The 20,589-nt window shown below is 41.2% G+C and carries 18 protein-coding genes and 1 pseudogene; 3 read left to right on the top strand and 16 right to left on the bottom strand.

Annotated elements, in window-relative coordinates:
* Positions 1-13 precede the first annotated feature (13 nt).
* The 6 genes from pfkA to dnaE all read right to left on the bottom strand — a co-directional run bounded on the left by pfkA (position 14) and on the right by dnaE (position 8,506).
* A complete protein-coding gene (gene pfkA / locus HLI_RS17675; RefSeq protein ID WP_128526228.1) occupies positions 14-973 on the bottom strand; it encodes a 6-phosphofructokinase in 960 nt (319 codons plus the stop codon).
* 222 nt (positions 974-1,195) lie between these two features.
* Positions 1,196-2,158, bottom strand: coding sequence for an acetyl-CoA carboxylase carboxyltransferase subunit alpha (locus HLI_RS17670; protein WP_128526227.1), 963 nt, complete (start codon positions 2,156-2,158; stop codon positions 1,196-1,198).
* Positions 2,155-3,015: an acetyl-CoA carboxylase, carboxyltransferase subunit beta gene (accD, locus tag HLI_RS17665; RefSeq protein WP_128526226.1), complete on the bottom strand. Its 861-nt coding sequence runs from the start codon at positions 3,013-3,015 to the stop codon at positions 2,155-2,157. The genes HLI_RS17670 and accD overlap by 4 nt, the downstream gene beginning before the upstream one ends.
* A 103-nt stretch (positions 3,016-3,118) precedes the next feature.
* Positions 3,119-3,715 carry a FadR/GntR family transcriptional regulator gene (locus HLI_RS17660; protein ID WP_128526225.1) on the bottom strand — a complete coding sequence of 199 codons (597 nt, stop codon included), beginning with the start codon at positions 3,713-3,715 and terminating at the stop codon, positions 3,119-3,121.
* A gap of 77 nt (positions 3,716-3,792) precedes the next feature.
* Positions 3,793-5,031 carry an NADP-dependent malic enzyme gene (locus HLI_RS17655; protein WP_128526224.1) on the bottom strand — a complete coding sequence of 413 codons (1,239 nt, stop codon included), beginning with the start codon at positions 5,029-5,031 and terminating at the stop codon, positions 3,793-3,795.
* A gap of 121 nt (positions 5,032-5,152) precedes the next feature.
* On the bottom strand, positions 5,153-8,506 hold the full coding sequence (dnaE, locus tag HLI_RS17650; protein WP_128526223.1) for a DNA polymerase III subunit alpha: 3,354 nt from the start codon (positions 8,504-8,506) through the stop codon (positions 5,153-5,155).
* Positions 8,507-8,638: 132 nt separating this feature from the next.
* On the opposite strand from dnaE, the gene HLI_RS17645 reads away from it, so the two are divergent.
* Together HLI_RS17645 and ytrI are read left to right on the top strand one after the other, a co-directional pair.
* Positions 8,639-8,971, top strand: coding sequence for a sporulation membrane protein YtrH (locus tag HLI_RS17645; protein WP_128526222.1), 333 nt, complete (start codon positions 8,639-8,641; stop codon positions 8,969-8,971).
* The gene (gene ytrI / locus HLI_RS17640; protein ID WP_128526221.1) at positions 8,972-9,469 is read left to right on the top strand and encodes a sporulation membrane protein YtrI; all 498 of its coding nucleotides are present in this window, start codon (positions 8,972-8,974) and stop codon (positions 9,467-9,469) included. It begins immediately after the preceding gene.
* Positions 9,470-9,494: 25 nt separating this feature from the next.
* On the opposite strand, the gene HLI_RS17635 is transcribed toward ytrI, so the two are convergent.
* On the bottom strand, positions 9,495-10,451 hold the full coding sequence (locus tag HLI_RS17635; protein ID WP_128526220.1) for a DHH family phosphoesterase: 957 nt from the start codon (positions 10,449-10,451) through the stop codon (positions 9,495-9,497).
* Positions 10,452-10,576: 125 nt separating this feature from the next.
* On the opposite strand from HLI_RS17635, the gene HLI_RS17630 reads away from it, so the two are divergent.
* Complete coding sequence (locus tag HLI_RS17630; RefSeq protein WP_128526219.1) at positions 10,577-10,879, top strand: YtpI family protein; 303 nt, start codon at positions 10,577-10,579, stop codon at positions 10,877-10,879.
* Between the two features lie 328 nt (positions 10,880-11,207).
* Here the strand turns inward: HLI_RS17630 and HLI_RS17625 are convergent, their stop codons facing one another.
* From HLI_RS17625 to HLI_RS17580, 9 genes and pseudogenes are all read right to left on the bottom strand, one after another.
* Complete coding sequence (locus tag HLI_RS17625) at positions 11,208-12,521, bottom strand: CBS domain-containing protein (RefSeq protein WP_128526218.1); 1,314 nt, start codon at positions 12,519-12,521, stop codon at positions 11,208-11,210.
* Positions 12,522-12,752: 231 nt separating this feature from the next.
* Positions 12,753-13,433, bottom strand: coding sequence for a metal-dependent hydrolase (locus tag HLI_RS17620; RefSeq protein WP_128526217.1), 681 nt, complete (start codon positions 13,431-13,433; stop codon positions 12,753-12,755).
* 31 nt (positions 13,434-13,464) lie between these two features.
* Positions 13,465-15,015, bottom strand: coding sequence for a polyamine aminopropyltransferase (locus tag HLI_RS17615; RefSeq protein ID WP_128526930.1), 1,551 nt, complete (start codon positions 15,013-15,015; stop codon positions 13,465-13,467).
* Between the two features lie 83 nt (positions 15,016-15,098).
* Positions 15,099-15,494 carry a DUF350 domain-containing protein gene (locus tag HLI_RS17610; RefSeq protein WP_128526216.1) on the bottom strand — a complete coding sequence of 132 codons (396 nt, stop codon included), beginning with the start codon at positions 15,492-15,494 and terminating at the stop codon, positions 15,099-15,101.
* A gap of 13 nt (positions 15,495-15,507) precedes the next feature.
* Positions 15,508-16,179 (bottom strand): DUF4247 domain-containing protein, encoded by a 672-nt coding sequence (locus HLI_RS17605; protein ID WP_128526215.1) that lies wholly within the window; start codon positions 16,177-16,179, stop codon positions 15,508-15,510.
* Between the two features lie 72 nt (positions 16,180-16,251).
* Positions 16,252-16,923 (bottom strand): PspA/IM30 family protein, encoded by a 672-nt coding sequence (locus HLI_RS17600; RefSeq protein ID WP_128526214.1) that lies wholly within the window; start codon positions 16,921-16,923, stop codon positions 16,252-16,254.
* Positions 16,924-16,938: 15 nt separating this feature from the next.
* Entirely contained in the window at positions 16,939-17,451 is a 513-nt protein-coding gene (locus HLI_RS17595) for a DUF4178 domain-containing protein (protein ID WP_128526213.1), read from the bottom strand.
* 682 nt (positions 17,452-18,133) lie between these two features.
* Positions 18,134-19,251: pseudogene (ald, locus tag HLI_RS17585) on the bottom strand (alanine dehydrogenase).
* 155 nt (positions 19,252-19,406) lie between these two features.
* Entirely contained in the window at positions 19,407-20,165 is a 759-nt protein-coding gene (locus HLI_RS17580; RefSeq protein WP_128526212.1) for an SDR family oxidoreductase, read from the bottom strand.
* Between the last annotated feature and the right edge of the window lie 424 nt (positions 20,166-20,589).

Here is a 20,589-nt window from a genome sequence, read left to right as displayed (position 1 = left end):
TTGCCTCTTACATTTATATAGATAATTCTTTGGAAAGACGGTACATATCAAGATCAACTTTGTGGTCTGTATTCAGGATATCTACAATATCATGATCAACCAATTTATTTTCTTGTATACCTACCATGCGACCTGCATGACCATTTAAAAGCAAGTCAACGGCATAAGCACCTAATCGACTGGCTAAAACGCGATCTGAAGCACTTGGAGAACCTCCGCGTTGTGTATGACCAAGGACTGTTACGCGAGTTTCCAAGTTCGCCGCCTCTTTTATCTTACGAGCGAAATCCACACCGCTTCCTACACCTTCTGCAACGATGATTATGCTGTGTTTTTTACCACGGTCATGGCCTCGTTTTAATCGATCGATGACGTCTCCGAACTCGTCTTCTGCTTCAGGGATAAGGATACTTTCAGCGCCGTCAGCCAATCCAGACCATAAGGCTAAATCACCAGCATCTCTCCCCATCACTTCAATCACATAAGTACGTTCATGAGATGTGGCTGTATCACGAATTTTATCAATCGCATCAATGATCGTGTTCAAAGCCGTATCAAAGCCGATTGTGAAATCAGTTCCAGGAATATCATTATCAATGGTCCCTGGTACACCTATACATGGGTACCCTTTTTCGGTAATTTTCTTAGCCCCCATAAAGGTACCATCCCCGCCGATGGCTATCAAGCCCTCGATACCATGTTTCTTCATTTGTTCAATGCCCTTCAGTTGGCCTTCTTCTGTTTTGAATTCTTCACAGCGGGCGGAGTAAAGTTTGGTGCCTCCCCGCTGGATAATATCACCAACTGAACCCAGCTCCATCTTTTCTATATTGCCATCAATCAAGCCTTGGTAACCGTATTTAATGCCATATACTTCAACGTTATGGTAAATCGCTTTACGGACAACAGAGCGTATAGCAGCATTCATACCAGGGGCGTCTCCTCCGCTAGTAAGAACTCCTATTTTCTTCATTCTCATCACCTCAAATGTATTTCTAGTTATTTTGTCCCCAATCAAAGAGGAGTTGAAACCTCAGTGCTTTTCAATGGATAGTTGGTACTTAGTCTATACAATTCATAGCAACATCAACATTTAATTTATCAATGATAGCGTTACCAATCAGATAAGATGCGAAAAGCCGCACCATATGTGCGACCTTTCTTTTATGGGTTTATACTTTTTTCAACCATATCATTATAAATCAAGATATGTGTAATCGCCAATATTTTTATATTTCATAAAACGTTCCTCAAGAAGTTGTTCTTGTTCAAGCGTTTCTAATTGATCAAGGGATTCGAGCAATACTTTCTCAATTTCACCCGCCTGGGCTTTTATATCCCTGTGGGCTCCACCTCTGATTTCCGGTATCACCCCATCAATCACTTCAAGTTTTTGAAGATCATAAGATGTGATTTTCATTGACTCTGCTGCCTCTTGAGCTAAGCCTGAGTCTTTCCATAAAATAGAGGAAGCTCCCTCCGGCGAAATCACAGAGTATGTGGAGTTTTCCAACATGAATATTCGATCACCGATGCCGAGACCTAAAGCACCGCCACTTCCACCTTCTCCAATAACGACACAGATGATAGGTACAGTGAGCCCTGCCATTTCCATTAAGTTGCGGGCTATCGCTTCACTCTGCCCTCTTTCTTCAGCGGCTTTTCCTGGGTAAGCCCCTTTTGTATCGATGAATGTAATAACCGGACGTCCAAACTTTTCAGCTTGTTTCATCAAACGAAGCGCTTTCCGATACCCTTCCGGGTGCGGCATACCGAAATTACGATGGATATTTTCCTTTGTATCTTTCCCTCGTTGATGACCGATAACAGTGACCGGCTTCCCTTTGAATTTCGCAATCCCGGAAACAATCGCAGCATCATCTCCGAAATTTCTGTCACCATGAAGTTCTAAAAAATCCGTAAAAAGCTGATCGATATAATCAAGTGTCGTTGGGCGCTCGGGATGTCTGGCCATTTGCACACGATCCCAAGGGGCCATCCGATCATATACATCTGTTTCCAGCTTTTCCAACCGGCTTTCTAGTGTCACGATTTCATCACTAAGGTCCATTTCACTATTTTCTGTAAGCCTCTTCAATTCTACGATCTTTTCACGCAGTTCTATAACCGGCTTTTCAAAATCAAGCACATGTTTCACTGTTTCTCACCTCCTGATGAATGGATATCCAGGACAGTTGACAAAGTCTTCCTCAAATCATGGCGATGGACTACTCTATCCAGCTGTCCATGTTCAAGTAAAAACTCCGAGGTTTGGAAATCATCTGGTAATTTTTCACGGATTGTCTGTTCAATAATCCTTCTCCCGGCAAATCCAATTAGCGCTTTTGGTTCAGCAAAGTTATAATCTCCAAGAGAGGCGAAGCTCGCAGAGACCCCCCCTGTCGTTGGATGAGTCATTACTGACACAAACAGACCTCCATCCGCATGTAAGCGCTGCAAAGCAACAGAAGTTTTACCCATCTGCATTAAGCTGAGCACACCTTCCTGCATTCTTGCACCGCCTGAAGCAGTGAAGATGATGAAAGGTATTTTTTCCTTTCTGGCATTTTCAATGGCATTGGTTATTTTTTCACCAACAACAGACCCCATACTACCCATGCGAAAGCGGGAATCCATTACGGCTACTGCAGTCTCTATGTTGTTCATTTTCGCTTTCCCCGTCACCACAGCTTCGTTAAGATCGGATTTCAATCGATCTTTTTCTAACTTTTCCTCATATTCAGGAAAACCGAGGGGGTTGTTAGATATCATTTGCTTGTCCCACTCAATGAAGGATTCCTCGTCAAAAAGGTGCTGAATTCGTTCATAAGCGCTTAAACGATGATGGTGATCACAATGAGGGCAAACATTCAAATTTCTATTAAGTTCTTTTCTGTAGAAGATCTTTTGACAGTTCGGACATTTTTGCATCAAACCTTCAGGCACATCCTGCTTAGCTTCCTGACTAGGAATAGATGCATATCTTTTTTTCTTGCTGAAAAAATCTCTTAGCAAGGTGATTCCTCCTTTGGGACAAAGCTTCCTTTCTTACCAATATACATAATATCCATTAAGATAATATCACTGTTTTTGTCGAAAGTGTTATTGACAGCATCTCTCATCGAAATAATTGCAGGATCTCAAGGGCTTCTCTTCTTTCAAGAGCTTTAAGCATCTCCTCATACCATTCATCTTCATAATGGATATTATGAACCGTGTGGGTAAAGCCGGAGATGAATTGCCACATGGATAACAGCAAGGGCTGATCACCTATTTCAAAAAAATATTGAAACAGCTGTTGGTGGCGTTCTCCTGAAGGATGGTTCTTTAATATTTTTCTGATTTCAGTAAATTGATGGTCTGAGAGCTTCCCTTTTACAATTAATAATACTTCTTTTTCAATCATTTGTTTAGCTGTCATCAATTCTTCTTTTGTCCGTGTTTCATTAAGTAAGAAGTTAGATAATAATTCAACCATATGGTATGGACGATAAGCTCTCATAAAGGTACCTTCCCCACGTCGGGTTTCGATCAGTCCAAGGAGCTCCATCGCCCTGAAAGCCTCTCGGATGGAGGACCTTCCAACATTGAGCTGTTCACTTAGTTCCCGTTCAGATGGCAACTTATCACCAGGTTTCAATTGATTCTCCTCTATATATGATTTCAATTGGTAAAGAACACCTTCGTAGACTTTTTCTTGTTGCACTCGGGTCACGTTTAATGAACACCTCTTTCCTTTCCCATCCAGGGCGTTATGTAAGAGGAGAAAAGCATACGCTTTTCTCCTTAGCATTATTCTTCATCAATTAGAGTGAGTTGTCTTGTTTTTTCAGCTACCTCTTCAGGATCCACATGGTGACGTGCCACTCCGGACTCCATTGCTGCTTTGGCTACACTGGCTGCCACTGCCGGTGCTACCCGGGGATCGAATGGAGCAGGGATGACATAATCTTCACTAAGTTCATCTTCACCTACAAGTGAAGCGATAGCCTCGGCTGCTGCTATTTTCATTTTTTCATTAATTCGTGTTGCTCTTACATCAAGAGCTCCTCGGAAGATTCCCGGGAAAGCCAGGACATTATTCACTTGATTAGGGAAGTCTGAACGCCCGGTGCCGATCACACGCGCCCCTGCTTCTTTGGCATCTTCCGGCATGATTTCCGGCTCTGGGTTGGCCATGGCAAAGATGATAGAGTCGTCATTCATACGAGAAACCATTTCTTTAGACAGCAACCCGCCAACAGATACTCCAATAAAAACATCAGCGCCTTCCATCACTTCTTCAAGCTTGCCTTCTGCCCGCTCTTTATTCGTAATCTTAGCTATTTCATCTTTCACGTCATTCATTCCATAGTCGCGTCCTTCGAAGATCGCACCTTTTGAGTCACACATGATGATATCTCTTACACCGAAATGATAAAGCAGTTTGATAATGGCAATTCCTGCTGCACCTGCACCATTCGCTACAACCTTAATCTCTGAAAACGACTTCCCTGTTATTTTCAATGCGTTCATCAAACCCGCAACAGTAACGATAGCTGTCCCGTGTTGATCGTCATGGAAAATCGGGATATTCGTTTCTTTCTTCAAACGATCCTCGATGATGAAGCAGTTAGGAGCAGCGATATCTTCCAGATTCACTCCACCAAATGTAGGTTCCATTAATTTTACAGTTTGCACTATTTGGTCGATGTCTCTTGTGTTCAGGCAGATAGGAAAAGCGTCTACACCAGCAAAACTTTTGAACAAAGCCGCTTTACCTTCCATTACAGGCAATGAGGCTTCAGGGCCGATATTACCAAGTCCCAGAACAGCTGATCCATCGCTGACTACTGCTACCATGTTGCCTTTCATCGTATAATCATAGACAGTATCTTTATGATCATAAATTTCTTTACATGGTTCTGCTACTCCCGGAGAGTATGCTAAACTCAAATCTTTTGCATTTCTTATAGGAACTTTCGAATGAGTTTCCAGCTTACCCTTATTGACACGGTGTATATGCAATGCTTCATCTCGCAAATTAGACACGACGACACGCTCCTTTAAACTATTAATTTAACCGACCTAGGTGGTCTGACCACCTATTAACTTCTTAATTATAACAGATGAAGATAGTGTGTAAAGAACTTCAAAACCATGGACTGACTTTTTAGACATCCATGTGTTTATCCTGTGTGCGTAAAGCCACTGATTGAGAACCGAAAAAGTCATTCAACATATTCAGACATTCCCTGCTGACTTCTAATGAATAGTCCTGATCTAAATGGTAGATTTTTCGGTCTTCTGATCGAAATATCAACACAGGTGTATTCCCCGGGAAATATTCTGCTGCCTCTTTCAGCTTATCAATAGCTGTATGCTCCGTATCCTTTGTTACCTTCACAAATAGACGCCTTTCTGCCTTATTCTCTCTTTCACTCAATTCAAACGGCTTAAGCTGATTGATAATCATTTGCTTACGGTTGTTCCTCTCTTCAATTTTCCCTTCTGCAATAACAAGCATTTGCTCCTTCAACCACGGTTTCACATTTCGATATGCCTCAGGAAACAAAACAGCCTCCATTTCAGCAGTCTCATCACTAATGGTTACAAAGGACATCGAGTCTCCTCTTTTTGTTCTGATCTCACGGAAACTTTCGAGAACAACAGCTGTGACTAACTTCCTCTTTGATTTCAACTGATCGGCCTTATAGAGGGAAATCATTCCTCTGCTGCGTAACGCATTGCGGTGATGTCCCAATGGGTGTTCAGACATATAAGCACCAAGCACTTCTTTTTCCATCGATAACTCCTTCAAAGGAGGAAATGGATCCACCTCTACCATCCCCATCTCAATATCTGTACCGAAAAAGCCTGGTTGATCTTGAAATTCTTTAAATAATTCCCCCTGCTCGAGGGCCTGATCAATACTTGCCAGAGAACTCGCCCGATTTTGATGCAATTCATCAAAGGCGCCGGATATGATCAATGCTTCGATGACTGACCTTGAAACAGCTTTATCATCCAGCCTTAGACAGAAGTCGTTCAGGCTTTTGTATGGTCCATCAACCCTTCCATCAACGATAGCCTGAGCAGCTTGGTAGCCGAGTCCTTTGATGGCCAAGAGCCCCATTCTTATCTCTCCTTTATCATCCCGAGTCAAGATATGACTGCGATTGATCGAGGGAGCGTTCACCTTCACATTCATCTCCCGGGCTTCTCGAATATATATAGTCCCTTTATCCCGGTCTCCGATATTAGCATTCATCAACTCTGCTAAAAAATGAGAAGGATAGTGGGCTTTAATGAAAGCTAACCAATATGAAATCAAACTGTATGCCACCGCATGGCTCCTGTTAAAACCATAGTTCGAGAATTTCACAATCCAATCAAAAAGTTCGGTGGCAACAGATTCTTCATAACCCTTCTTTTTGCAACCGGCAATAAACTTATCCCGCTCGTTCGACCATATATCCCCTTGTTTTTTACTGATAGCTCTCCTTAATAGATCCGCTTCACCTAATGAGTACCCTGCAACTCGTCTGGCTACCTGCATGATCTGCTCTTGATAGATCAACACCCCAAAAGTCGGACCTAATATCCCTTTTAAGTCAGGATGTGGAAAACCATATTCCATATTTCCATGTTTCCTCTTGATATAGTCTTGTATATAATCCATAGGGCCCGGCCTATATAAAGCATTCACGGCAACAACATCTTCAAAGTGTGAGGGTTTAAGTCTGGTTAGAACCCCTTTCATTCCTTTGGATTCTAATTGAAAAACACCATTTGTACGGCCTTGTTTAAGTAAATCGAATGTTTTCCCATCATTAAGAGGGAGATCTTTCACTGAAAACTTTTGTTTACTATATTTCCTGATTGTATTTTCCAACTTCTCTATAAACGAAAGATTCCTGAGACCCAGAAAATCAATTTTCAATAAACCGATCTTTTCTAAATCACCCATAGCCATTTGAGTAAGATGAACGTCCCCCTGGCCATTCATAAGAGGAGTGTACTCAGTTAACGGCTCTTCACTTAATACAACACCTGCTGCGTGTGTTGATATATGACGCGGAAGCCCCTCCAACTTTGTCGCAATTTTAAAGAGAAACTGAAGCTGATCTGAATTTCGGATATAATCTTTCAATTCCTCCGACTTTTTTACGATTTCAATTAGTGTATCACTGGTATTTTTAGGAATTTGATAAAGAATGAAGGAGGCATCACTTTCATCAACCGCCAAAACTTTAAATAATTCCCTCAAAACACTCCTCGCAGCAAAAGTCCCAAATGTACTGATTTGAGCTACGTGATCTTTTCCGTACTTTTCACTCACATATGCGATCACTTCATCTCTGCGATAGTCGGGGAAATCAATGTCAATATCCGGCATAGTAACACGCTCAGGATTCAAGAACCGTTCAAACAACAAGCCATACTTTAATGGATCTACTTGAGTGATATCCAATAAATAAGCGACAATCGAACCAGCCGCAGAGCCACGTCCTGGACCTGCATGAATTCCTTGCTTTCTTGCATAGGATATAAAATCCCAGACAATGAGAAAATAGTCACTGAATTGCATTGATTGAATCACATTCAGCTCGTGACTAAGCCTCTCTACAGCTTTCTCATCTTCAGATCCGAATTTTTTCACCAATGCCTTCTCACATAAATCTTGCAAATACGCATCCGGGGTTTCGCCATATGGGGTGGGGTAAGCTGGAAGGAGTTGTTGATTCAAGTTCAATTCCAAGTTACAACGCTCCACAATCTCTTGTGTGGCTGATAAAACTTCCGGCCACCATTCACCAAAGAAATTTTCCATTTCCTCGCCAGATTTCAAATACTGATAGCTGCGGTTAACCTGCGGGCTGTAACGAGCCCCTTCATCGATTGCTCTCAAACATTGATAAGCTGCTGCGTCTTCGCTATGTAAATAACGCACATCTCCAATAGCAACCACACGGATCCCCTTAGATTCTACCCATTCCTGCAAAGGCTGATGCATTTGTCGTTCAGCATGCAAATCACGATCCTGAATACTCATATAAAAATGGTCTTCTCCAAACATGTCTAACCACCGAATCAATGAATCGTCAATCCTTGAAAACATCCGATTAGCTATGGTGTCTGCCCACGGTGATGAGGCAGTCATTTGGATGACGATCAAACCATCTTTCCGTGAACCCAGTTCTTCAAGAGATATGTTTGTGGCGTTTGTTTGAACATAAGTGGTGATTTTCAATAAATTTCGATATCCCTGTGAGTTTTTAGCCAACATAATCACAGGGAAAAGAAGAGATCGATCCTCGACCGTTGTTTTCAAACCTATGATTGGTTTGACACCTTGATTGTTACATTCTTGATAAAAAGACACCGCGCCGCTCAAGGTGTTTTCATCGGTCAAAGAAATCGCACCAAACCCTAATTCTTTAGCCCTCTGCACCAATGAGCGGGTTTTTACCGTGCTATTCATCAGGCTATAGCCGCTTTGAACATTCAAATGGGTAAAAGTCATTTACGTACACCTTCTTTCATTTAAATTATAGCTAGTCTTGAGTCATGATGAAAGACTTCTGCATAAATAGAGAGAGAGAAGAATAATTCTTACTATAGAGGACCAAATCAAGCTGGCGAAAAGAGGGACAAGATGGAAGATCGTTTAGTTATATCCATGATCCAATGCTTCTTTATCGCTTTCGGCGTCATTGTAGGAGGAACAATCATCGGAAGTATCGGGAGTTATATCACAGGAGAAGCCCCCCTTACTTCTATGTTCCGTATAGCTAAAGGTTTGAGAATTTGGGCAATTGTAGCGGCAATCGGGGGGACTTTCGATGCAATCAGTAATTTTGAGAAGGGGATCTTTGATGGTTCCACATTTGATATTTTTAAACAAATTATGATTATCGTAGCAGCAATGGGTGGAGTAAAAGCAGCATTGCTTCTTTTTGAATGGTTGTTGGGGGATGAGGTGATTTAATTGCATTTTCCTCATTATCACAAAAAAAAAGAATGGAGACGCTTATTTGCAGGAATAGTACTGGGAGCTGTAATCGGGTATGCAGTCTTTATTTACATCCACGGCGAGCTTCAAGAAAAATACACAGAAGAGCATATCGAAATGACAGCAAAAATGAGTGAATTGGAGGCGAAATACGAAGGGTTACTAAATAATCAAGAACAAGGGACAGACCAGAAGCCTTTGACTGTAACAGACCTGGCCGTCTCTTATACAAATGCTAAAAAACTTGAAGTCGATTTACTGACACAACATCAACTTACCACACTGGTCAAAGACCAACTTTCTACTATACCAGGCAAAGACATCACGGTTATAGCCGATCAGGTGGATTTGATGATCTCTACCGTAGAAAATAAAAATTATGTGGTAGACGACTTCACTTATGAATTGAAAGTCACCAGGTTGATTGTTTCAGAAGTTGTAACTTTGAATTTAGAGATTAAATTAGTTAGATAAGTAATGATAAGAGCAGGATGGACAATTAACCCTGCTCTTTTTTGTATTGAATACACACTTCTTTTAACTCTGCGGCAACTTCCTCTGTTTCCTCCCAGGAAGAAGCAGAAGCCCCAGAAGCCATCGGGTGCCCGCCACCATTATGATTAGCCGCCACGGTATTGATGACGGGGCCTTTAGAACGTAACCTTACCCGTATATTATCTTCTTCTTCTACAAAATATGCCCACGCTAAAATCCCTTCAATATCGCCAAGTAGACCAACTAACTGACTTGTTTCAGAAGGAGCGACGCCGTATTTATCCAATGTTTCTTTATCTAAACGTACCGTGGAATAACCTTCTGGGTGAACCGTAAAGTTTTGGAGTACATATCCTTTCAGTTTTGCTACATGGATAGGGGTTTTGTACATTTCGTCGTAAAGAAAAGGGCGGTCAAATTTATAATTCACTAATTCTGCAGCATAGGATAACGTCCTTTTGGTCGTGCTTGGAAACAAAAAGCGCCCTGTATCTCCGACTATTCCAGCATAAATCAAACGGGCTGCTTCATCATGCAATACAAAACCTGCGTCTGACATTTCCGTATATAACTGAAAAATCATTTCAGATGTAGAGCTTGCATTTGTATCGACCCATTGAATATCTCCATAATCATCAACCACGGGGTGGTGGTCGATTTTTATAAGCATATCCCCTTTATCATATCTCTGGTCATCAATCCGAGCTTGATTGGCAGTGTCGCATACGATCACAAGCGCACCACTGTATGCTTCATCTGGAACTTCATCCATAGTGACCAGGAAATCTAAAGTAGGCTCCCCTGCTCCTGTGATATAGACGTCTTTCTCTGGAAATGTAGCCTGAATTAATTTCGCAAGACCGGCTTGAGACCCATAAGCATCAGGGTCTGGGCGAACATGACGATGTATGACGATGGTTGAGTGACCTTTAATGGCCTTTACAATTGATTGTTTACACATAGAAAAGCGCTCCCTCTCTATTATTAGTCGATATTAAATTATATAAGTCAGCACACTGGTAGCCTTTTTACCTCAAACAAGCTACAATAAGATAGAAAATCTTTAACTTCAGGAGTCGATTAAATATGATTATTTTTCCAATCCTTATATTAGTGTCCTTGCTGCTTTATATTTACTACAAAGTGATGATTATTCGATCCAAAGACTCTTTGACACAACAATATTTGAATAGCAAATCAAAGATATTTCTAGGTAGTTTCATTTTCTTTTTTGGTATCAACCAATATGTATTCTACCAAACAAAAATTTCTTTGTTTATCGGAATCTTGTTCATTCTCATAGGCATATCCCAATCACGCTTAGGATGGAAAGCAAGTAAACATTATCAAGCAGAATATCAAAAGCAGCAAGCAAGTCCGCAATCGTAAAGGCCTTTCTCAAGTCGCTGTTCTCTCAGCGACTTTTTTTGGTCCAGAATAAAACACGGTTGCACCTCAGGCTGCCCATCCCCTCCAGCTACAGCGCCTAACCTCTCGAGGTCTTAAGTCCGTCCCTTCCGTGAAGATCAACCACTTCACTTTACGGACGTTCTTAAGCTTGTCGAGGTTGAACGAGGCGCTTTCGCATTTGAATCTTCCAGCTACAGCGCCTGACCTCTCGAGGTCTTAAGTCCGTCCCTTCCGTGAAGATCAACCACTTCACTTTACGGACGTTCTTAAGCTTGTCGAGGTTGGACGAGGCTTCTCGTATTTTTTCTTATCGATCGATCAATTGAGCCATCAAGAGAGCCTTACCTACAATAGATTTACCATGATGGACTTCAATATCGACTTTAGCGAATTTACGACCAACCTCTAAAATTTGCGGCTTAATTTCGATTTCACTTTCGATTTGCACAGGTTTGATAAAGTAAACAGAAATATTTTCTACTACTAAATCCCCTTTTTTATATTTCCTAAGTAACCGACTGGATGCTTCTGTGATTAATGATATAAAAACACCGTAAGACATCGTCCCCAATTGGTTCGTCATTTGCGGCGTCACTCGTGTGCTCCATTTATGAGCCTCTTCTTCCGTTTCAATTGCTTCCATCCTGTTCGTAGCCAGGTCATCAATGGTTTCACCCACTTGTGGTTGGCGTTGAATATTTTGTAATGCTTTCAAAACATCCTGTCTCGAAATGATTCCTTGTAATTTTTGTGATGGATCCACGACAGGCATCAATTCGATCCCTTCCCATACCATGACATGGGCGGCATTAGCCAAGGATGTTTTTGCGTGCACAGTCATCGGATTACGAGTCATCACTTTATCTATTTTCATTTCTTTGTCTTTACCGATCACATCTTTAGATGTAACAATCCCTACCACCCGATTTTGTTGATCTACAACCGGGTATCGACTATGGTTTGTTTCATCGTTGAAGTTGTGCCAGCGAGCTACAGGATCTGTGGTCAACAAATATTTCGAGTCGTCAAATGCCGTATAGATATCATCCACAAGTACAATTTCTTTTTTTATCAGTTGATCATAGATCGCTCTGTTTATCATTGTTGCCACAGTAAAAGTGTCATAGCTTGTAGATATGACAGGCAGTTGTTTCTCATCTGCAAGCTTTTTAACTGCCTCACTTGTATCAAATCCACCAGTAATTAAGACAGCCGCACCTTCTTTAACGGCGAGTTCATGAGCATTTGTGCGGTTACCGACAATAAGTAATGAACCCGCTTCTGTATATCGCATCATGGCTTCAAGCTTCATGGCACCAATTACAAATTTGCTTAATGTTTTATACAAGCCTTCTCTACCACCTAGGACTTGACCATCAACGATATTGACGATTTCTGCAAACGTCAAACGCTCGATGTTTTCCTTTTTCTTTTTTTCAATTCTGATGGTCCCTACACGTTCCATGGTACTGACCAGGTCTTGATTTTCCGCTTCCTTTATTGCCCGATAGGCAGTACCTTCACTGACATTCAATGCCTTAGCAATGCGTCGGACAGAAATTTTACTTCCAACAGAAAGCGACTCAATGTGCTCAAGTATTTGTTCGTGTTTTGTAGCCATATGTCCACCAATCTTTCTAACTGTACTAATCAAATCCTCTGTTATTGTTATTATACAACTGATACAGTTTTTCTGCAATTTCTTCCATGATAGAATTGTACGACATATAGTACATCAACTTAACACACAAACCTCCACCAAATTCATGAATTATTTTCCAGTGCCTCTCATTGGCCAGCAAATAGAGAAACCGTCTGTCTTTAGAAGACAGACGGTTTCTATAATCCTAAATTACAGTTCTAATGAATCACCCGGTTCCAGTACTGTCCCTTTTCCAGGTTTTACCTTGGCAGCGAACGCTTCACCATCCTGGTTGATTAAATCAAATGTGTTGTAGTGGATAGGAACCACCTGTTTTGCTCCAACCCACTCAGCAGCTGTCAAAGCATCCTCTGGTCCCATCGTGAAATTGTCTCCAATTGGTAAAAAGGCTAAATCTATATCGTTACGCTCACCAATCAACTTCAAATCAGAAAAGAGCCCAGTGTCTCCAGCATGATAGATGGTTTTTCCATCTACGGTAAGAAGAATTCCTGTGGGCATACCTGTATAAACGATCGTTCCATCCTCTTCTGTATATGCAGAACCATGGAAGGCTTGGGTGAATTTGACATGACCGAAATCAAACTCATGCCCTCCACCAATATGCATAGGATGAGCGTTCAACCCTTTATTCCCTAAGTAAGTAGCTAATTCAAACGGTGCAATTACTTGGGCATCATTTCGTTTTGCAATATCTATAGTGTCTCCGACATGATCATTGTGACCGTGGGTAAGCAAGATGACATCTGCTTCCACTTGATCTGCATTCAAATCCGTATTGCCATTTTCTGAAATGAACGGATCAAATAAAATCGTTTTACCATTCGCTTTCACTTTTACTACTGAATGACCATGATAAGATACTTCCATCCATACCACTCCTCTAATAAAGATTCCTCATTCAATAATTTTGCCATGCTTTCTCGTACTTCTGGATTAAATGAGGATCGATTAATGTGTTAGGCTCCAATGGAATAGGTTCGCCTTCATTATTCAAGATTTCCCTGTCTTCATCTTTTCCAAACACAGTCATTGATTGAAGTACATCTTCAGTCAAAAAACGTGTTTCTAAAGAAAGCTCTATATCATCCACCTCAATAGGAGAACGGCTGGCCATAACAAATCCCCAGTTGCCGAAGCTAGGGACATCCACGTGGAAATTCTCTGTATAAAGTCCTGTTGATGCTACCGTTTCATCTATAGTCCAATAAACATCAGTTGCAAATAATGGACTGGTGGCCTGAATCATCGCAGCTCCACCTGGTATTAAATGATTTCTTAATAATGAATAAAATTCCTTTGTATAAAGCTTATTCAAACTCTCATTATTGGGGTCCGGCAAATCTACAAGAATGACATCATAGAACTTATCTGACTGCTCCAGAAATTTAAAAGCATCCTGGTTTAACACATCGACACGCTCATCTGACAATGAGTCCTCATTGATTTGCAGCAAATGATAATTGTTCATGGCCAGATCTGTGACCGCCGGGTCTAAATCCACGAGTGTGATATTTTCCACATCTTCATAACGTAATAACTCCCTTGCGGCAAGACCGTCTCCTCCACCCAGTATCAACACATCCTCCCTGCTTTCGGCATACGAAACAGGTGGGTGAACGAGCGTTTCGTGATAACGATGCTCGTCTGTTGAACTGAATTGAAGGGAACCGTTCAAATACAAGCGTGTATCTCCTTGTTCTTTGGTTAGAATGACTTTTTGATAAGCGCTATCTTCCATATGGATAATCGGATCTTTATAAAGTTTCTGTTCAAAGGAAAAGGCCATCTCTTCACCAAAAAATAAACCTGCTATTAAAAGAGCACCAATCACGACAGCTCCTGTTACATGAATAAAGTATCGGTTAATCTCTGAGCGGAATAAATACAGGACCGCTACAGCTACAGCTAAATTGATGCATGCAACAAAAAAAGCACTTTTCACCATCCCCATTTGAGGACGTAAATAAAATGCAAAAAGCAAACCACCTATCAAGCCACCTGCATAATCAGAAAACAGCACTCGAGCTGTACTCCGGTTCAACTCTACTCCTATTTCATTGGCTTTACGAATTAAGATAGGCAATTCCAATCCTGTTAACGCACCGATGGTGAAAGTCACTAAGTACAAGAAAAAGGCATCCGTTCCTGAAGGTGCAAAAGCGGTCATACCGAACATTGTAAAACTCGAGAAACCACCAATCAATGCTACGAGATATTCAATCCATATGAAAGTGACGATCAAGTTTTTCATCACACGTTCACTGATACTAGCTCCGATTCCCATTCCAGTTAAAAATAAACTGATTGTGAGTGTATACTGTTTAACACCATCTCCCAATATGTAAGACCCTAACGCACCGAACAATACCTCAAATATGATGCCGCAAATGGAAACAATGCCTGAGGCCCAGTATATGAAATGGCTTTTTTTAATATTTGCTTCCAATATGTTCACTCCACTTTTTATGAATCTCAATATTCAGAAAAGCCACTATGCTCATCATAGTGGCTTTTCTCAGTCATGCAAAGTCATTAGGTTATAGAAGCACCAATGACAAACGCTAAACCGATCGATACACCCATGGAAATGATTCCCACAGCAGTGTTGTTTTCTTTAAGCTTCGTCTCCACTGAAAATTTACGGGTAAATAACTCAAACAGTAAGTAAGCGATCATTTGTAAAACCATTCCGAAAGCTCCCCAAATCAACGTATCCCACACAGTAAAACTATGGTAGATAGCAAACGAAAGTACAATACATATTCCAATAATTTTACCAGAGATGGACATCGCAACCGCTTGGTTTCCCTGCTTCACCTCATCCCAATCTTTATACTGTCTTGTCAACCACTCAAAAATAACTAAACCGATGACAACAACAATAATTGCAATCGCAAAATAACCTAAAGTAGCCAAAAATGGTTCCATTCTATTACCTCCTTTATTTTCCTGTACCTGGTCCTCCACCACGATTAGAGGAACCTCTGATTGAACCTGATCCTCCGGAATTGTAATTGCCATACATCCCATAACCACCATAACAATTTCCTGTTTGCTGACAGTTAGCCCTTCTTCGATCATACCAATCATTTGATCCTAACATTCTGTTCAAGAGATAACCCGCAAACAAGCCATTAAAAAAGCCTGGAGAATAATTATTCCTGACAAACTCATCAGAAGCAAGTTCAATTGTAACCACACCTGCTTCTTCTTCACTTTCCTGAACAATGACAAAATGATCCGGATAAATCAATACTTGTTTCTCTTCCTGCCTTTCACTTATTTCTTCAGGTTTAATCGCTTCGGACAGCGAATCAGCGACTTCTGGCAGTGTAAGCTCTTTTGTCATATATATACGGGAAAGCCCTTGATCTGAACGAACCGTATCCAGCAGCGGAAAGCTTTCTTTAACCAGCGATTCTATAGAATTTGCATCCGAACTTTCTATCGTATTCAGTATTTCTGAACGGCTGGGTTCTGAAGGAAGCTCCTCATATGTATCTTCTGTATAAGAGCCGGACATTCCTCTTTGGTCGTCTCCACTTCCAAACATATTGAATAATAAAAAGAAAGCGATGATGCCGACAACTATGATCCCCGCAAAATCTTTCACGACACATCCTCCTTTCGCAAAAAATAGCCGTGCCTAACTGATGAGTTAGGCACGTTTGATCACAGGGTGATCTTACTCTTTATTCATTTTCTTCTTTAAAGCATCCAGTTCGCTATCTACACTATCTTTATTGTCCAACTCATCGAATTCGTCATCCAAAGAACGACTTTGAGAGGACATGTCTTCACTTGTTTCTGCTTCTGCTTCATAATGCATAACTTTTTCTTCCATACGTTCAAAGCCTTGACGGGATTCATCTCCTCCGATGCTGGACATCGTACGATTCATTTTCGTACGGGTTTTAGCAGACTCGGCACGAGCTTTCAAGGAATCTTTTTTCAGTTTCATTTCTTGATATTCCTTTTTCATTTCATCAAGTTTTTGACGGAGGTTGCCCGCATCTTGTTGTGCACGTTCCCATGAAGCTTTGAACTGATCCGCTTGTTCTTGATGATTTTTCTTATCTTCCAGGGCGCGTCTAGCTAAATCTTCATTCCCGGATTCAATCGCTTTTTCTGCTTGCTGCATTCGCTTATCGACTAAAGCTTGGGAGTCATCATATTTACGTTTCAGCATTTTCTCGTTAGCAATCTGCTTAGCTACTGCACTTTCAGCCTCACGGATATCATTCTCCATGTCGCGCATAAACTGATCCAACATTTTCACTGGATCTTCTGCTTTATCTAACATTGAATTCAATTCTGAACCTACAACTGTTTTGACACGATTAAAAAATTTGAACATTATTTTTCCTCCTTATTATTTAGAACCTGCAATAATTTTAATTTCGAATGGTTCGATATCATAACCGATACTTGCTTCTATTTCGCTTCCCCATGACTCCAAGCTAAGGTACATTTCCTCATCCTCGGAAACATATTCGGCATACCTCGCCGTGCGTCCATTAATATTACTGCTTCGGCCTTCCCCTGTGACACGAGCTTCCCCCTCTTCGTCTTTATGGAAGGTTTTCCCGTCATGGGTCAATTCTTTCGGAAAAGGCATACTCACTGGCAATTTAATGGTTTCATAAACCCCTAATTCCAGCTCATCATCCATTTCAGCAGCTAACCATTTGGTAGAATTGCCTTCTAATAGTTGATAAGAAAACCATTCATAGGAGCCATCTCTGTAGGTGATCTTACCGACAACTTCATAATCCACAAGATCGTAAGTAACGATGTCTCCTACTTGAATGTTCAATGCATGTCGTTCTTCCACTTCCGGTTTTTGCTGTTCATTTTTTGAAAACAACTTTGAAAAGAATCCCAAATCCTCACCTCTCCTTCAACTATGACCTTGTGTAACTGTATATACGGCTGACTTTATTTAAAGGTTTCACTTTTTCTTTTATTTTACGGATTATCTTGAGGAAACTCAAATCATGCCCCTTATTTACACTCTATTCTTAGGATAACACGTTTTTTTCATTTTTTTCCTTCAAACGAACTTTGATAATTCAGAAAATCGAGTATAACCAATATCATTCATGCTTGGATCCTTCTCTCACGGCGGTACACTTCAGTCCACCGGCTGCTGTACCAAGTGCTATTTTCCGTGTTTGGCATAACATTCCCAGACCGATTATAGCTTTATATTTTCGTAAACAAAAGCAAAATGAAACAACTCAGGAACAACACAGAAACTCTGCTTAAAAAGGATGGGCGAGGGCATATGTGTCATGGGCACGAAAAAATAAGGGGGCTGGGGCAAAACACTACCTGCCACTGGAAAGACGAACAATAGGGCGGAATGGATCAAATGGAGCGTAGGCAACAGCACGAGGCGAAGATCCCGGAAGAAAGCGGTCTTTGCTTTTTGAGGAGGCTGAGGCCGTACCCGCGGCAAGCGATGTATGTTGCCGGAGCGGCGTATGTTTATTGCTTCATAAAGAAAACCCGGACGAATTGTCGGGTTTTCTAGCGGGAAAATTCTTTTGGTACAACCTCCTTATTTATCGATTAATCAATTCACTGGCATCTGCAAACGCAAGCCCCTGCGCTTCAGCCACTGCTTTATAGGTGACATAACCTTCAAGTGTATTAATTCCTTTAAACAAAGCTTCATTATCCTGGCAGGCTTTCATATAACCTTTATTGGCAAGCTCCAAGGCATAGGGGACGGTGACATTCGTCAGCCCGATTGTAGAAGTCCGAGGAACAGCTCCAGGCATATTCGCTACAGCGTAATGCAGCACCCCATGTTTCTCATATGTTGGATTATCATGTGTGGTTATCCGATCAGTGGTAGCAAAAATCCCCCCTGATCAATTGCTACATCCACAATCACAGAACCTTCTTTCATTGATCTGACCATATCTTCTGTCACTAAACTTGGCGCTTTAGCACCAGGGATAAGCACAGCTCCTATGACAAGATCTGATTCTTCCAAAGATTCCTGGAGATTTAATGGATTGGACATCAATGTATTGATATCAGACCCGAAGATGTCGTCAAGCTGCCGCAATCGCTCAGGGTTTACATCGATAATAGTAACGTCTGCCCCCAATCCCATAGCAATTTTGGCAGCATTAGTCCCTACGACACCCCCGCCAATTACAGTGACGCGACCACGACGTACACCTGGAATTCCTCCAAGCAGAATCCCTTTTCCACCTCGCGACTTCTCTAAGAACTGTGCACCGATTTGTGATGCCATACGCCCTGCCACTTCACTCATGGGTGTGAGCAATGGCAAAGAACCATTGGATAGTTGCACTGTTTCATAAGCAATCGATATCACTTTCTTTTCTACAAGAGCTTTTGTCAATTCCGGTTCAGGTGCTAAATGTAAATAAGTAAATAGAATCAGTCCTTCATAAAAATATCCAAACTCTTCCGGAAGTGGTTCTTTTACCTTCATAACCATTTCTTGACTCCAGGCTTCTTTAGCTGAGCCCACAATTTCTGCCCCTGCCTCTTGGTATTGCTCGTCTGTAAAACTTGAGCCGTTTCCTGCGTTGGTTTCAACGAAAACGTGGTGTCCTGCGTTCGTCAAGCTAACAACTCCAGCCGGTGTCATAGCTATACGATTTTCATTGTTTTTAATTTCTCTTGGTACTCCGATTTTCATGATGAGCCAACCTCCATTCCACTATGAATGACCATCCGATTAGAGCGTGAATGATCCAAAATTATATTGATAGAAAATCAATGAAAGCCCTTTCATTGTATCAAACACAACTGAAAAACTATAGTTTTTCCTTGCACTTAAGACTTTACAGGCTTTTACCTGTGTCTGTGAATGACATCTAACCCACCAGTTACTTCATGAATTGTCCCGGTAATCATGTCAGAATCTTCATGACACAAAAACTCGATCATTCTTGCAATATCTTCTCCAGTCCCTGGTCGTCCAATAGGTGTTTCTAGATCTTCGCTCCCTCTGCTTTCTTCAATAGAGGCTTCCTTCCACTGTCCTACGATGTTACCAGGGCAAATCATATTGGAAGTGATGCCATGTTCTGCTTCTTCATAGGCAATAGTCTTAGTCAAGGAAACTAAGCCTGCTTTAGCTGCAGCAAATGCAGAGCGGTAAATCCACCCTGAAGCAGATGATGCCCCTTGATAGCCGTAATTTATGATTCGCCCGAATTGCTGTTTTCTCATATAAGGCACAGTAAGTTTCAATAATTGAAAAACTGCGTCCAAATTTCCTCTGATCATAGCGTTCCACTCATCATTAGAATAATCCATCAATTTCTTACGTTCGAATATATATGGACCGGCATTATTGATTAAGTAATCAATACGGCCAAACTCATCAATTGCACGTCGGACAATATTTCCTACATCTTTTTGATCCGTTACATCAGCTCTTACAAGTTGTATCCGGTTTTTCTTCAAAGGAAAATCCTCCAGTAATGAGAAGGCTTTTTTTTCGTCATTCAAATAAGTCACAGTAACAGAACAATTTCGGGCCAACATGCGTTCTGTGACTTTTCGCCCCAAACCTTTCGTCCCGGCTGTAATAATTGCATGTCTCATTGACCGCCCCTCCACTTCCTGCCATCTATAGAAATCTCTTCTTATATTCACTTTACTATAAAACACCAATCGGTTTCACTGCTGGGGATTCATCCTGAGGATTTTCTATGGTCATCTATAATGTAGTCCCAAGGCAAATCAGCTATTATCAATATGTAGGAAGCATACAATTCCCCTCAGTCTTCATCTCTTTTACTTGGATTATGAACACAACGATCCGATTTTGACATCCCCGACAAATTTTCAGGCTGTCGGGGTATGTTATTAATGGTCATCTTTTTTCTTTTGACCTGACTGATAACTCTCGTTTAAGGATGTCAACACCTTCTGTGACCTCTCATCCTCTTTTTGCAGCTGGTCTTTTGGCTTTTCCAAATCATCACCTCTTCTTTAATATTCACAAAATTCTTTGAATTATGCATGG

This window comes from Halobacillus litoralis (assembly GCF_004101865.1).
Classification (GTDB): Bacteria; Bacillota; Bacilli; order Bacillales; family Halobacillaceae; genus Halobacillus; species Halobacillus litoralis_A.
Note: the sequence above shows the minus strand (reverse complement) of the source record. Positions and strands in the feature narration are given on the sequence as shown.

Bases quoted from the DNA above. Each gene is read 5' to 3' on its own strand.
- HLI_RS17600 (WP_128526214.1), bottom strand. From the start codon at position 16,923: ATGTTCAAATTTTTTAATCGTGTCAAAACAGTTGTAGGTTCAGAATTG.
- HLI_RS17580 (WP_128526212.1), bottom strand. From the start codon at position 20,165: ATGAGACATGCAATTATTACAGCCGGGACGAAAGGTTTGGGGCGAAAA.
- pfkA (WP_128526228.1), bottom strand. From the start codon at position 973: ATGAAGAAAATAGGAGTTCTTACTAGCGGAGGAGACGCCCCTGGTATG.
- HLI_RS17625 (WP_128526218.1), bottom strand. From the start codon at position 12,521: ATGGCTACAAAACACGAACAAATACTTGAGCACATTGAGTCGCTTTCT.
- HLI_RS17620 (WP_128526217.1), bottom strand. From the start codon at position 13,433: ATGGAAGTATCTTATCATGGTCATTCAGTAGTAAAAGTGAAAGCGAAT.
- dnaE (WP_128526223.1), bottom strand. From the start codon at position 8,506: ATGACTTTTACCCATTTGAATGTTCAAAGCGGCTATAGCCTGATGAAT.
- HLI_RS17630 (WP_128526219.1), top strand. From the start codon at position 10,577: ATGATTATTTTTCCAATCCTTATATTAGTGTCCTTGCTGCTTTATATT.
- HLI_RS17610 (WP_128526216.1), bottom strand. From the start codon at position 15,494: ATGGAACCATTTTTGGCTACTTTAGGTTATTTTGCGATTGCAATTATT.
- HLI_RS17645 (WP_128526222.1), top strand. From the start codon at position 8,639: ATGGAAGATCGTTTAGTTATATCCATGATCCAATGCTTCTTTATCGCT.
- HLI_RS17635 (WP_128526220.1), bottom strand. From the start codon at position 10,451: ATGTGTAAACAATCAATTGTAAAGGCCATTAAAGGTCACTCAACCATC.